The organism is Streptomyces griseus subsp. griseus, from assembly GCF_000720255.1.
Taxonomy (GTDB): domain Bacteria; phylum Actinomycetota; class Actinomycetes; order Streptomycetales; family Streptomycetaceae; genus Streptomyces; species Streptomyces griseus_I.
This window is the reverse complement of record NZ_JOJE01000005.1, coordinates 190,711-204,786: the sequence shown is the minus strand read 5'-3', so window position 1 is coordinate 204,786 and position 14,076 is coordinate 190,711. Positions and strand designations below refer to the sequence as shown.

General features: G+C 71.9%; 10 protein-coding genes. 3 read left to right on the top strand and 7 right to left on the bottom strand.

Features of this window, described 5'->3' with window-relative positions; all coding sequences use genetic code 11:
* Positions 1–3 precede the first annotated feature (3 nt).
* The gene (locus IG99_RS09205) at positions 4–2,283 is read left to right on the top strand and encodes a glycoside hydrolase family 3 N-terminal domain-containing protein (RefSeq protein ID WP_107055863.1); all 2,280 of its coding nucleotides are present in this window, start codon (positions 4–6) and stop codon (positions 2,281–2,283) included.
* Here IG99_RS09205 and IG99_RS09200 read toward each other — a convergent pair.
* The 6 genes from IG99_RS09200 to IG99_RS09175 all read right to left on the bottom strand — a co-directional run bounded on the left by IG99_RS09200 (position 2,273) and on the right by IG99_RS09175 (position 11,600).
* Entirely contained in the window at positions 2,273–3,151 is an 879-nt protein-coding gene (locus tag IG99_RS09200) for a carbohydrate ABC transporter permease (RefSeq protein WP_037671761.1), read from the bottom strand. The two genes, IG99_RS09205 and IG99_RS09200, sit on opposite strands and share 11 nt — an antisense overlap.
* Positions 3,148–4,167, bottom strand: a complete 1,020-nt coding sequence (locus IG99_RS09195; protein WP_037671759.1) for a carbohydrate ABC transporter permease — start codon at positions 4,165–4,167, stop codon at positions 3,148–3,150. The genes IG99_RS09200 and IG99_RS09195 overlap by 4 nt, the downstream gene beginning before the upstream one ends.
* A 2-nt stretch (positions 4,168–4,169) precedes the next feature.
* Positions 4,170–5,546, bottom strand: a complete 1,377-nt coding sequence (locus IG99_RS09190) for an ABC transporter substrate-binding protein (RefSeq protein WP_037671757.1) — start codon at positions 5,544–5,546, stop codon at positions 4,170–4,172.
* 141 nt (positions 5,547–5,687) lie between these two features.
* Entirely contained in the window at positions 5,688–6,344 is a 657-nt protein-coding gene (locus tag IG99_RS09185; RefSeq protein ID WP_051865059.1) for a hypothetical protein, read from the bottom strand.
* Positions 6,341–10,606 (bottom strand): glycoside hydrolase family 38 N-terminal domain-containing protein, encoded by a 4,266-nt coding sequence (locus tag IG99_RS09180; RefSeq protein ID WP_037671754.1) that lies wholly within the window; start codon positions 10,604–10,606, stop codon positions 6,341–6,343. The genes IG99_RS09185 and IG99_RS09180 overlap by 4 nt, the downstream gene beginning before the upstream one ends.
* Positions 10,607–10,715: 109 nt before the next feature.
* Entirely contained in the window at positions 10,716–11,600 is an 885-nt protein-coding gene (locus tag IG99_RS09175) for a MurR/RpiR family transcriptional regulator (protein WP_037671752.1), read from the bottom strand.
* Between the two features lie 163 nt (positions 11,601–11,763).
* Between IG99_RS09175 and IG99_RS09170 the strand changes: the two genes are divergently transcribed.
* A complete protein-coding gene (locus tag IG99_RS09170; protein WP_037671751.1) occupies positions 11,764–12,546 on the top strand; it encodes a sugar isomerase domain-containing protein in 783 nt (260 codons plus the stop codon).
* A gap of 46 nt (positions 12,547–12,592) precedes the next feature.
* On the opposite strand, the gene IG99_RS09165 is transcribed toward IG99_RS09170, so the two are convergent.
* Complete coding sequence (locus IG99_RS09165) at positions 12,593–12,913, bottom strand: GYD domain-containing protein (protein WP_037671749.1); 321 nt, start codon at positions 12,911–12,913, stop codon at positions 12,593–12,595.
* 292 nt (positions 12,914–13,205) lie between these two features.
* Between IG99_RS09165 and IG99_RS09160 the strand changes: the two genes are divergently transcribed.
* Positions 13,206–14,003, top strand: coding sequence for a bestrophin-like domain (locus IG99_RS09160; protein WP_037671746.1), 798 nt, complete (start codon positions 13,206–13,208; stop codon positions 14,001–14,003).
* Positions 14,004–14,076: the final 73 nt, after the last annotated feature.

The following is a 14,076-nucleotide window of genomic DNA, read 5'->3' as shown; positions in this document are numbered from 1 at the left end:
CGCATGCCGACCCCGCACCCCACGGCCGGCCCGGCCCGGTCCTCACCCCCGCACGCGGCCCCACCCCCCTACCGCGACCCCGCCGCCCCCCTCCCCGCCCGCGTCGCCGACCTCCTCTCCCGTATGACCCTGCGCGAGAAGGTCGGTCAGCTCAACCAGCGGATGTACGGCTGGGACGCCTACCGGCGCACCCCCGACGGGGGCTTCGAGCTCACCGAGGCCCTGTACGCCGAGACCGACCGTTTCGAGGGGCTGGGGGCCCTGTACGGGCTGATGCGGGCCGACGCCTGGTCCGGGGTCGACCACGGCAGCGGGCCCGGGGCACGGGACGGCGCCGAACTCGCCGACCTCGTGCAGCGGCACGTCGTCGAGCGCAGCCGCCTCGGCATCCCCGCGCTGTTCGTCGAAGAGGTACCGCACGGCCACATGGCCCTGGACGGCACCGTCCTGCCGGTGAACCTCGCGGTCGGCGCCGGCTGGGACCCGGCGCTGTACGAGCGGGCGGCCGCGCACGCCGCCGCCGAACTGCGGGCCCGCGGCGGCCACGTCGCGCTCGTCTCCGCCCTGGACATGTCGCGCGACCCGCGCTGGGGCCGTACGGAGGAGTGCTTCGGCGAGGACCCGTATCTCGCCGCCCGGCTCACGGAAGCCCTCGTCCACGGCATGCAAGGTGAGCCGGGGGAGCACTTCGCCCCCGACAAGGCACCCGTCGTCCTCAAGCACTTCGCCGGCCAGGGCGCCACCGTCGGCGGCCGCAACTCCGCCGAGTCCGAGCTCGGCCCGCGCGAACTCCACGACATCCACCTCCCCGCCGCCCGGGCCGGCGTCCGTGCCGGAGCCGCCGCGGTGATGGCCGCGTACAACGAGGTCGACGGCGTGCCCTGCTGCGGCAACCGTGCCCTGCTCGACGGGCTGCTGCGCGGGCGCTGGGGGTTCGAGGGGCTGGTGATGGCGGACGGCCTGGCCGTGGACCGGCTGGCCCGGATCACGGGGGACCAGGTCTCCGCCGGTGCGCTGGCCCTGAACGCCGGTGTCGACCTCAGTCTGTGGGACGAGGGGTTCACCCACCTGGAGGAGGCCGTCGAGCGGGGCCTGGTCAGCGAGGAGACCGTCGACGCGGCCGTGGCCCGGGTACTGCGCCTGAAGTTCCGGCTCGGGCTGTTCGAGCGGCCCCACGGCCCGCACCCGAAGCCTCCGTCGGCCGAGCTGGGGCGTGAGGTGAGCACCGCGCTCGCCCGCGCCGCCGTGACGCTCCTGCACAACGACACCGGTGTGCTGCCGGTCCGCCCCGAGGTCACCCGGATCGCCGTCCTCGGCCCGCACTCCGACACCACCGCCCACCAGCTCGGCGACTACACCGCCCCGCAAGGCCCCGGCACGGGCACCAGCGTGCTCGACGCCCTGCGCCACCTCGCCCCGCCCGGCCTCGACATCCCGCACGCTCCCGGCTGTGCCCTCACCGGCGACGACCGCACCGGCATCCCGGAGGCGGTCGCCATGGCCGCCGCCTCCGACCTGGCCGTGCTCGTGCTGGGCGGCAGCAGCGCCCGTACGCCGGACACGGAGTTCGACGCCAACGGGGCCGCGCGCACGGCCCTCTCGCACATGACCTGCGGCGAGGGCGTCGACCTGGCGGGACTGCGCCTCGGCCCCGCCCAGCACGCGCTCCTCGACGCGGTCACCGCGACCGGTACGCCCACGGTGGTCGTCCTGGTCCAGGGCCGCCCGCACGCCGTCCCGGAGGCCGCGGACCGTGCGGCGGCGCTGCTCACCGCCTGGTACCCGGGGCCGTGGGGCGGCGAGGCGATCGCCGAGGTGCTGCTCGGCCAGGCGGAACCGACCGGCCGGCTGCCCGTCTCCGTGCCCCGCTCGGCGGCCCAACTGCCCGTCTACTACAACCACAAGGACACGGAGTACGGCGGCTACGTCGACGACAGCGCCGAGCCGCTGTACTCCTTCGGACACGGGCTGGCGTACACGACCTTCGAGTTCGGCACGCCACGCGTGTCGGGCCGCGAGGTCGCCGTCGACGTCACCAACGCCGGGGAGCGGCACGGGCGTACGGTCGTGCAGGTCTATCTGCGGCGCCTGATCACGCCGGTCTGGCCGCGCACCCTCGAACTGTGCGCGTTCGAGGCTGTCGCCCTCGCGCCGGGTGAGCGCCGCACGGTCACCATGACCCTGTGCGCCGAGCCGGCCTGCGCCGCCGCCGAGATCCGGGTCGCTGAGTCGGCGCGGGCCGCGCTGTCCGCCGCACCCGTCGTCCTCGACCTCAGAACTTGACGGCCCCCGCCGACACTCCCTTGTAGAACCACCGTTGCGTGATCACGAACAGCAACAGCACCGGGATGATGGAGATCACCGACCCGGCCATGACCATCCGCTGGTCGTAGCCGAACGACGAGCTCTGCAGCCGCGACAGGCCCAGCGTCAGCGTCATGTGGTTCTCCGAGCGCAGCACGATCAGCGGCCAGAGGAAGTCGTCCCAGGCGCTGATGAAGGTGTTGATGACGACCACCATGATCGCGCCCCACGCGGACGGCAGGTACAGGTACCGGAAACGCTGCCATTCGCTCGCGCCGTCGAGCATCGCCGAGTCCTCGATCTCGCGCGGCACCGCCAGGAACGCGCCGCGCATCAGCAGCACGTTGATGGCGCCGACGAACCCGGGCAGCCACACGCCCACCAGGTTGTCGACCAGTCCCAGGTCACGGATGCTCAGGAAGAGCGACACCATGATCGACTCGAACGGGAACATCATGGAGGCGGCCAGCACGATCCAGACCGCCTTGCGTCCCTTCCAGCCCGGCTTGGAGAGCATGTAGCCGGCCATCGTGGAGAACACCAGCTGGCTGGTGATGGACAGGACCACCACGATCAGGCTGTTCCTGATGTACGTGGCCACCGGCACCTGCTCGAAGATCGCCTCGTAGGCACGCAGGGTCGGGTGGCGCGGCAGCAGGGTGGCGCTCGCCCCGAAGACGTCCTCGCTGGTGCTCTTCAACGACGCCAGGAGCTGCCAGAGCAGCGGTCCGACGGTGATGACCAGCACGAAGAGCAGCAGCAGGTAGCGGACGACGAGTTCGCGGGGGCGGCCGTAGTCCCTCCAGCGGGGCATCAGGCGCCGGCGCCTCTCCACAGCGGTCGTCATGACTCGTCCTCCTTCGTCAGGCGCTGCGCCAGCAGGGTCAGCCCCAGGGTCAGCAGGAACAGCGCCACACTGACCGCCGAGCCGTAACCGGCGTTGCCGGTCATCGGGTCCAGGCCGACGTCGCGGATGTAGAAGGGCAGGGTGCGGTCGGCGCCGCCGGGGCCGCCGGTGTAGCTGCCGAGCATGAAGATCTCGGTGAACACCCGCAGTGAGCCGATGCCGGTGAGCGTGCCGACCAGCATCATGGCCTGCCGCACGCCCGGCACGGTGATGTGCCAGAAGCGCCGGATCGCCCCGGCGCCGTCCATGGCCGCCGCCTCGTGCAGCTCGTTGGGCACGTTCCCCAGGGCGGCCAGGTAGAAGACCATGTACCAGCCGAGCCCCTTCCACAGGGTCAGGCCCATCGCGCACAGCAGGATCAGCCACGAGTCGGACAGGAACGGGATGGCCTGCTTGATCAGATGGGCCTTCTGCAGCCAGGTGTTGATCAGCCCGTCGTCGGCCAGCAGCCACTGCCAGCTCAGGCCCACGACCACGCTGGAGGCCAGCACCGGCGTGTAGAAGGCCGATCGGAAGAAGCCGATGCCGGGCAGCTTCTTCTCCACCAGGACGGCGAGCATCAGCGGCAGCAGCACCATCAGCGGCACCACGATCACCGCGTACAGCACGCTGTTGCGGGTCGCCAGCCAGAAGTCGGAGTCGCCCAGCATCCGCCGGTAGTTGGACAGCCCGACGAAGCTCGCGGCGCCGCCCAGCGGTTTGGCGTTGGTGAACGACAACAGGACGGTGTTGAGGAACGGGAACACGCCGAAGACCGCAGCACAGAGGATGGCAGGGGCGGCCCACAGCCAGGGCAGCCACCAGCGGCGGTACAGCGCCGCGCCGTTGGCGCCGGCGGCGGGGCCGGGCAGGAGGGCCCGGCCCAGTCGGCTCAGGCGGGACGGGGTCGTGCCCGGTACGGAGGTCGTGCGTTCCGTACCGGGCACGGGCACCGGCTTCACGGTGTCGGTCACCACGGTCAGCCCTGCTTCAGCAGTTCGTCGGCCTTGGCCTGGGCGTCCTTCACGGCCTGCTCAGGGGTCTTCTTGCCCTGCATGGCCAGCTGCACCTGGCTCACGATGGCGTTCTGCACCGCCGGGGAGAGGTTGGTCTGGTTGGTGTCGGCCCTCTTGAGCTGGTCGGCGACGAGCTTGCGGGCCTGCGAGAAGGGATCGTCACCGGTCACGTTCTGGAAGAACGGGTCTTCCAGCGAGGCAGAGGTGGTCGGGAAGATCACCACGTTGGGGTCCTTGCACCAGGCCGTCTGGTTCTCGGCGTTGGTGAGGAACTCGGCGAACGCCAGCGCCACCGGCGCGTGCTTGCTGGTCGCGGCGACCGAGATGTACTGCGGGGCACCGGCGGAGGCGCGGCCGAGCGCGTCGTAGGGCTGCTGGCCGACGGCCGTCTTGGCGTAGATCGACGGGCTGTTCTGCTTCACGAACCGCACGAAGCTCGGGTTCGTCGAGCCGTAGGCGACCTTGCCCTGGCTGTAGAGCGTGGAGGGGTCGTTGCTGGAGGACAGCGAGTCCTTCGGCATCGCGCCTTCCTTGTACAGCTTCGCCATCCAGGCGACCCACTGGGTGGTCCTCGGGTCGTTCGCGAAGGTGGCGGTCTTGCCGTCGGCGGACAGCGTCTTGATGTTCATCTGGTCCCAGTCGGCCGGGATGCGCCAGATCGGGTTGGCCATCGTCGCGTAGAACTTGCCCTTGCCCGCCTTGGCGATCTTCTCGTAGTCGGCGAACAGTCCGAACAACGTCGTCGGCGGCTTCGCCGGGTCGATGCCGGCCTTGTTCAGCAGGTCCTTGTTGTACGTCAGCAGGACGCCGCCGGTGTACCAGGGGAGCGTGGCGTGGATCGCCTTCCCGGAGGCGTCCTCGAAGGTGGCGGACTTCCAGAACGACGGGACGAACGGCTTGGCGACGGCCGGGTCCTTCACGCTCAGGTCGAGCAGGTAGCCGGCCTTGGTGAGGGCGGTCGCGGTCGGGGCGTTGACGTTGATGACGTCCGGCAACGTACAGGCCTGCGCGTCGGCGACCGTGCGCTGGGTGAAGGTGTTGTCGCCGGGGTCGTCGATCCACTTGACCTGGGCGCCGGGGTGGGCCTTCTCGAAGGCCTTGATCACTCCGTTGAAGAAGCCGCCGAAGTCTTTCTTCAGGTTGGTGGTCTGGAAGGTGATCTTTCCCTTGACCTCGCCGGTGAGCTTCCCGGACCCGACATTGCCCTTGGCCACCTTGCACCCGCCCGCGGTGGCGGAACCGTCGCCGTCGGACCCGCCGCCGGACAGGCCGCACCCGGCGGCCGTCAACGACAGGACGGCGAGACAGGTGAGGGATCCGGAAAGTCTTCTCGCACGCATGATTGCTGCCTCCTGCTGGTTCCAGCCTGCTGGTTCAAATCACCAACTCTGACCCCGGTTGATGAAAATGTGGACCAGAATTAATCGGAGGTCAATGGTTTGCCGTGTTGCGTTTCCGTTCCGTGCGTCGCACGGGCGCGATCAGTGGCGGTGTTCGTGGTCCGGGTGGGACGGATCGCCCGGGTGCTCGTACCCCGCTGCGTACACCACCCCAGCGCGGGCCCGGTCCAGCCAGTCGAAGAAGGCGCGCTGCCCCGCCACCCGCCGCAGCTCGCGCGCGATGCCCTCGCGGGCGCGTTCGTACGGCAGGAAGTGCTCCGGGGCCGCCCCGCCGAAGGCGTCAACGCCCTGCCGTAGCGCCTCGGGGGTGAGGAAACGGTCCGGGTTGCGGTCGTAGTAGTCCCGTACGGCCGTCTCCGGGACCTCCTGCTCGCGCTCCAGCTCGGCCAGTAGGGCGCGCGCGGCCGGGGAGTGGGCGAGGGACGCCGCGACGATGCTGCCGAGGTCGGCGACGTCCGTCCCGGCCACCGCGAGCACCCGGATCGGCGAGACCTCGTCGGGCGGTGCCAGTCCGCGTTCGGCGCAGGTCCGGCGGGCGAGTTCGTCGGTGACGACGACCTGGGTCGCCCACCGCCGCCGCTGCCGCTCGGCGCGGGCCGGCACCTCGGGGCGCGTCTCGTGGTCCCGGGCCGGCACGGCCGTGAGCAGGGCGTCCACCCGCTGCCTGGGAACGGCCTCGCCGTGCACCAGGGCGGCGTGCCCCGCGTGAGCCGGCCCATGGGCCCCCGGTTCCCTCACGGCGTCACCTCCAGCGCCACGGCCTCCGTGTACGCCACACAGCCGTGCCAGGCGAACTTCGCCATCAGCCAGTACGTGCCCGGCGGCACCGCCGCGCCCTCCACCTCGATCGCGCACTCCGCCTGCTCCCCGGCCGCCACCGTGAACCCCTGGCAGCCCGGTGCCACTCCCGCCCAGGTGCCCCAGGACGACACGGCCCACAGAGTGCCGTTCACCGGACCCCTGGTGGGATTGCGCAGGCTCACCGGGACCCGCGCCCGCTCGCCCCGGCGTACGGTCACCCGCTCCACCCCGAGCCCGCACACCAGCGACGGCCCGGGTGGCTCTCCCGGCACGTCGAGCGCGACCACGTCCTCGTACGTCTGCCCGCCGTACGCCAGCCGCGCGGTCAGCCAGTGCCGGCCCGGCACCGCGTCCGGCGGCGGCACCACCGTGACCTCGCCGAGCGTGAAGCCGCCGGGGCCCAGCGCGTACGGCAGCTCGGCCGGCTCGACCGACCAGCCGGGCGGCGCCTCCAGACGCACCGCCCCCGACACCGGCGCGTCGGTCAGCTCCGAGCCGACCCGCACCGTGGCCGTGACGGGGCCGGACGCGGTGAGCGCGCTCGGGGAGAGGTACACCGCCACGGGCAGATTGCCACGGGGCGCGGGGCCGGAATTGTGCAGCCAGTAACGCGTGGCGACGGGCTGGGCGGGCTCGTGGGCGGCGACACCCGGGGCCGATCCGGCAGCAGCGGGCGCATCGGGTGTCGCGAGGATCGTGGCCACCTCGAAGCCCGTCAGCTGTACGTCGAGCCCACCGTCCCCCCGCGGCGACAGGGGCTCCCCGGGCCGTTCCAGTACGTCCGACCGGGCGCCGTCCGTCCAGCCGTGCGGCCCGCGCAGCCGGACCCGCGCCGGGCGGCCGTTGACCTCGTGCATCCGGACCACGACACCCCGCCCCGGGTCCACCGGTGCCGCGCCGCCCCGGGCGAGCGGTGAACCGGCCGGCTTGAGGGCGTCGAGCAGCACCGTGTCCGCCGTCGGGTCCGCCGGCTCCAGGTGCAGCAGGGTCGCGGCCCTCGGCAGCAGCGCGGCGTCCTCCGAAGTCCGCCTCAGCCGTGCTGTGAGCGGGTGGTTGAACGCATGCCCGGCCTGCGGCAGCCGCAGCCGACGCCAGTCGCCCTCGCCCGCGACGACGGCGTACTCGAACGTGTGGGACCAGCGCTGGAGCTGGAAGGCGGACCCGTCGGGGGCGGTGCGGCGGGGCGGGTCGACCCAGATGCCGGACGGCCAGCCGGTGCAGGAGCGCATCAGGGACATGTAGAGGTCGCCGGAGGAGGTGACGACACAGCCCGGAGTGCCCCGGTTGAGGAGGGCGAAGCTCCGGCCGTCCCAGGCGTCGCCCGGCGGCAGCGCCTCGCCGCCGCCCGCCGCGACGGCCCGCACGGTCGCCGTCTCGTCGAGCCGGCCCACCAGCGCGTCCACGGCCTCGGCGTCGTCCTCGGGCCGGGCGCCCGCCACCACGAGCAGCGGCAGCCGCTCCAGATCGCGCAGGTCCGCCCCCGGCACCCACTCCTCCCGCAGCGAGGCGCGCGGTGCCACCCACACGGCCGCGACCCCGCCGTCCGCGAGCTGGCGGCGCAGCTCGCGCGCGGCGGCCGGGTCCCAGCCGAGCGCCTCGGCGACCACGGGGTTGCGGTCGGGGCCGCCGACGGCCAGGCGGATGTCGGGGAGGTTGGAGTCGACCTCCAGGTCGCCGTACCGGGGGCCGCCCGCGATCGTCGAGGTGGCGGTGACGCCCGCGCGGACCAGGGCGGCCGCGAGCGGGGTGCCGAGGTCACCGGCCTCCTCCCAGGAGGCGAAGACCAGCTCGGCGACCCCGATCGCCCGGTGTCCCAGGAGCCGTTCGGTGTCGTCGTGGACCGCTACCCGTGCCGTGCAGCCCAGCCCGAACCAGGTGTTCGCCGGGTTGTCCAGCGTCCACGGGAACCGCTCGCTGTCCACGTCCACGAAGCCGAAGCCGCGCCCGATCACCGCGTCCGCCACCTCGTGCACCGGCAGCCCGCCCCGCACGTCCGACGGCCACCGCACCCGGATCAGCCGGTCGGAACCGTCATAACCGTCGAGGGTGGTGGACACGTCGAGGCGGTCGACGCCCGTCCACAGGGTGAGCCGCTGGGTGTAGCGGAAGAGGCCGAGGTCGGCGCGGACGGTGATCCGGGACCCGGCGGGGGAGTGCTCGACATCGATGTCGGCGCTCACGTCACGGCTGCGGGCGACGGTGGTGCCGGTCGGGGTGAGGTGCCAGGGGCCCTCGCCGAAGCGCGGGTGCCTCGGGTACTCCTCCTGTACGACGAGCTCGTTGCCGACGTCCCCGGCCCGCAGCAGCTCCCGGCCGCCACCGGCTTCCTCGAGTGCCCGCAGGCTGCTGACGGCGCCGCCGCGTCGCGGGTCGACCGTCACCTCGTAGAACTCGTTGCGGATCGTCGTCCCCTCGCCCCGGGTCCACCCGGGCACGGGACCTCTGGCGAGGGGGAGGGCCCTCAGGCCCGTGCCCGGTGTCTTCGGGGTCACGACCCGCACGCGTCCGTCGTCGTCGAGCACCGCGGGCAGCGGCTGGAAGCCGTCGTCCAGGGGGACGAGGTCCGGGTCGTCGACGGTGAGCACGTCCCGTCGTTCCCAGGTCGCCGGGTTGAAGACGACCAGGTCGGGTCCGCTGCCCGGGGTGACGCGGTCGGCGAGGGCCTGGGTGGCGTCGGCGTGCACGGTCCGCGCGAGGTCGTACAGCTCCCGCCAGCCGGTCAGCAGGTCGATGTAGACCTGGTCGGACTCGGAGCCGGTGATCGCGTCGTGGTGGGCGCCGTAGATCAGCTGCCGCCACGCCTTGTCGAGTGCCGCGTCCGGGTAGGGGTGGCCGGTGACCAGGGAGGCGAGCGTCGCCCAGGCCTCCGCGTCGGCGAGCAGGGTCTCGCCGTGGCGCTGGGCCTGCTTGGTGTCGATGTAGGAGACGTCCTTGCCGGTGTAGACCGGGTTCATGTCCCGGGTCTGCGGCGAAGCCGTGCGGCCCTCCTCGGCGAGTTCGCCCCGTACGGCGGCGAAGAAGTCGCGCGGGATCCCGCTGACGAAGCGGGGCCAGACGTAGCGGGCGTTCCAGTCGCGGTGGATGGCCATCACCCAGCGGCACGGCGGTGCGTAGTCCCCGCCGACCGGGAGCAGTACGTTGCGGGTGAGTGCGACCTTCTTCAGCCCCCGGAACAGCTTGAGGGCGGCCGCCTCCGCCTCGGGCAGGGCCGGCGCGTTGTCGATCGCCCAGCCGGCGCCGTAGTGGTTGACCATGTACGCGGTCAGCAGCCCGCGTCCGGAGGGGGCGATCCACTCGAACTCGGCCGGGAACTGCATCCGCTGCGGGTCCCTCGGTTCCTCGCCGAAGACGGACAGGGTCGGCCCCCACTGGTGGAACGGCCCGCGCGCCCACGAGCTGGAGGTGACCCCCGCGTCCGCCATCAGCCCCGGGAACTGCGGATCGTGCCCGAACGCGTCCAGCTGCCAGGCGGTCTCCGGGGACGCCCCGATGATCCCGCGCTGGAACCCGTCGCCGTACAGCGCGTTGCGTACGGTCGCCTCGGCGCCGGTGAGGTTGGTGTTGGGCTCGTTGTAGGTGCCGCCCATGATCTCGACGCGGCCGGTGCGGATCAGCTGGCGCAGGAAGGCGCGCTCCTCCGGGAAGGCGTCCCAGTAGGGCTTGAGGTAGTCGACCTCGGCGAGCACGAAGGTGTACGCCGGGTCGCGCCGGGCCAGGTCGCAGTGGGCGCGGACCAGGCTCATCCCGGACTGGCCGCGCGAGTCGAAGGTGCGGGCGGGCAGGCCGGTGAGGGCGGGGTCGTCTGCGACGTCCCAGGTCTCGGTGTAGGCGGCCTGGGTGTTCCACCAGACGGGGTCGTAGTGGAAGTGGCTGACCATGAACATGGTCCAGCCGGGCTCGGCGGCCGTGAACTCGGCGCTGTGCCGGACCACTCGGGTGCCGTCCTCCGGGTCCTCGGCGGTCACCGTGACAGGGCGGCGGTCGCCGGGGGCGAGGTGCGGGGCGGTCACGGGGACCTCGGCCCGTACGGTGCCGTCGTCGTCCGCCGTGGCGCGGACCTCTCCGGTGACGCCGGGACCCTCGACGGTGAGGCGGACGCTCCGGCCGGGGGCGTGGCTCAGCTCGACGGCCAGGACCTGGCGCGGCTGTTCGGCGGTTCCGACGAACAGCTCGGTCGACTCGACAGAGGTGACGCGCATGGGGCTCCTACGAGGGATGCTCGGCGGGGCCCCATCGTGCACCGTGCGGATGATTCAAACAACCATCCTCACAATATTTGGTTGGCTCAACCATACGCGGGTGAGTGGATCACCTGGCGCGCCGACTCCTCACCGCGTGCTGCCCCGCGATGTGGTCGGTCAGCGCCAGCGACGCGCTCGCACGCTGGTAGGAGAGCTGGGCCACCCGGACGTACAGGCAGTCGATCAGCACCAGGACGGAGTGGCGGGCGCCGATGCTGCCGGTGCGGAAGCTGGTCTCCGAGGAGGAGGAGATGAGCCGGACGTCGGCGGCGCGCGCGAGCGGCGAGCGAGGGTCGGCGGTGATCGCCACCGTGGTGGCGCCGCGCTCCTTGGCCAGTTCGAACGGCTCGATGGCCTCCCGGGTCGCCCCGGAGTGCGAGATGCCGATGGCGACGTCCGCGGGGGTGAGCAGGGCGGCGGAGGTGACGGCGGCGTGCACCTCCGTCCAGCCGCGCACCGCGCAGCCGATGCGGAACAGCCGGGTCTCCGTCTCCTGGGCCACGGCGCCACTGCCGCCTACGCCGTAGACGTCGATACGCCGGGCGCGGGCGGTGGCCTGCGCGGCCCGCTCGATCGCGTCGAGGTCGATGCGGTCGATGGTCTGCTGGACCGCCCGCAGGTCCGCGCTGCCGACGACCTGCACGACCCGTTCGAGGTCGTCGTCGGGGGAGATGTCGGGGCCGATCTCGGCGCTGCCCCAGTCGGACGCCTCGCCGCGGCCACGCTCCTGGGCCAGCTCGATCAGCAGGTGCTGGTAGGAGTCGAGACCGATGGCGCGGCAGAAACGGGTCACCGTGGCCTGCGAGGTGCCGGTGCGGCGGCCCAGTTCCGCGGCCGAGCAGTGGGTGACGGCGGCCGGGTCCTCCAGGATCAGCTCCCCGACTTTGCGGAGAGAGCCGGCCAGTCGTGGCAGTTCCGTGCGGATCAGGGTGGTGACGTCGGTCGAGGGCATGGAGAGAAGGTACCAGCCACCCTATGACGCGCTGATTGAATACCAGGACCGCATATGATTTATTGATTCATCGATAGCATGGCAGAGGGTGGTTCAATCCACCACCACCGCAGCACCGGCACCAGCCTCTGCCAGGGTCAGTGATCAGTGTGGGGAGTGGCGTGTGTCCGTCGAGCCAGTCGAGCCCGTCGAGTCCGTGAGTGCCGAGAACTTCGCGCGGGAGGGCCTGGCCGTCCTGCACCGCGTCACCGAGTCCGCCCGGGACGACGTGACCCGGGCCGCCGGACTGATCGCCGACTGCGTGCGCGCGGACGGCGTGGTCCAGGCGTTCGGCACCGGCCACTCCCAGGCCCTCGTCCTCGAACTCGCGGGCCGCGCGGGCGGTCTGGTGCCCACCAACCGGCTGAGCATCGCCGACCTCGTCCTCTACGGGGGCGATGCCCCCAGAGTCCTGGACGACCCGCTCCTGGAACGCTCGCCGGGTGTCGCCGCGCGGCTCTACGACCTCGCCGCCCCGCGCCCCCAGGACCTGTTCGTCGTCATCTCCAACTCAGGCGTCAACAACGTGATCGTCGAGATGGCCCTGCACGCCAAGGAGCGCGGCCACCGCATCCTGGCCCTCACCTCCCTCTCCCACACCCGGGCCGTCCCCGCCGGCCACTCCAGCGGCAAGAAGCTCGCCGACATCGCCGACGTCGTCCTCGACAACGCGGCCCCGCCCGGCGACGCCCTCCTCGAACTCCCCGGCGGCGGCTCGGTCTGCGCCCTGTCCACCCTGACCGGCGTCATGCTCGTCCAGATGACCGTCGCCGAAACCGCCGCCCAACTCCTCGCCACCGGCGACCGCCCCCCGGTCTACGTCTCCGCCAACGTCCCCGGCGGCTTCGAGGGCAACCTGGAACTGGAGCGGCGGTACGCGGGGCGGATCAGGCGGACGGCGAGCTGAGGGGGCGAGCCGACTGGTGCGGCAGCCGTGTCTCCGACGACCGAGTTCACGCGCCGGGGGAGCGGAAGGTGACCTGCCGACGGGCGGCCTCGTCGATCTCGTCGAGGGTGAGGAGAGGGGTGGCCCGGGTGCGGAGGGCCCCACTGGCCTTCACGGTGAGGCTGACGGCGGCCATGGAGACCGGGTCGGGAAAGTCGACGATGAGGACGATGTCGTCCTCCCCGAAGGCGAAGTACATGGCCTCGACCTTCCCGCCGAGGCCGGTGACGACCTGGTCGACAGCGGCGCGACGGCCACTCGCGCCTTCCTCGAGCAGACCCTTGGTGCCGTCGGGCGTGTAGCTGGCCTGGATGAGGAACTTCGGCATAGGGATCTTCCTGCCCATCGGTGGTCCGGTACGCGAGATGGCCTTCCCGCTGTCCCCCCGGCCGCTACTCGCGCGACGGCTGTATTCACTCGTTGGAACGGGAACACCGTTGGGCTGATCGCGGCGTAATGCTCACGAAATGAGATGCCGTGCCGGGCGTCGCGGGCGTCAGAGGCCTTCGACCTGTGATCATCGAGCGTTCATGGAAAGTGTTCGACGAGGAGCTACAGGTCGCTGGGCCGGATGTGCCGCCGCTGCGTGGCGCTCGCGGTGACGCGCTGGAGGTGATGCGGTGGGCTGGCTGACCTCGCTGCCGGCGGTGGTGCTGGTCGTGGGCTGGCTCTCCCTTGCCCTGCTGGTCGCGGCCGCCGCGCGGATCGGCGTCCGGGCGCTCGTACCGGTCGAGGAACGGGATCGGGTGCCTCAGATCGCCACCCCCCTGATGCCGACACTCGGCGCCGCCTTCGCGATCTTCGCGGCACTCACACTGGCCAGCGAGGCCGGCTACCTGCGCGCAGCCGAGGGGCTGGTCAGCGACGAGGCGGCCGCGGCCTCCCGGCTGGCATGGGCGGCGACCAGTCCGCGCGTCCATACGAAGCCGATCCACACGGCACTGCGTGAGTACTTGCAGAACACGCGTGCCAGGGAGTGGGAGGGTGCGGCAGCTGCGTCCGGTGACGATGCCGCGACCGCTCGCGCGATCGCACGACTGGAGCGGAGTGTGCGTGCCGAGGCGGCCCGACCGGAGGTGGGAACCCCGACAGGCACGGAGCTGGTGGTGTCCATGGACGCTGTCACCAGCAGTCGCCGCGCCCGTGTCGCGGCAGCCTCCCGTGACGTTCCCGCGCTCTACGTCGTCACGCTCGTCGTCAGCGGACTGGCCCTGATCGCGAACTCCGGCGCACTGGTCTTCCGCAGCAGCCTGCGAACGTCACTGCTGATCGTGGGTGTTGCCAGTGTCGTCGGACTGAGCCTGGCACTGCTCTTCGCACTCAGCGCGCCCTGGAGCGGACCGTTCATCGTCAGTGGGCGTCCACTCGACACCATCATCGGAAACCTGCAGTCCGGCTTCTTCGACGGGGGGACGTAGCGACGCGGGCGACGACCGGCATCGACTGGGGGTTCGAGCGCATGCCCTTCGGCCGGAACCTGGCGCCCGGCAT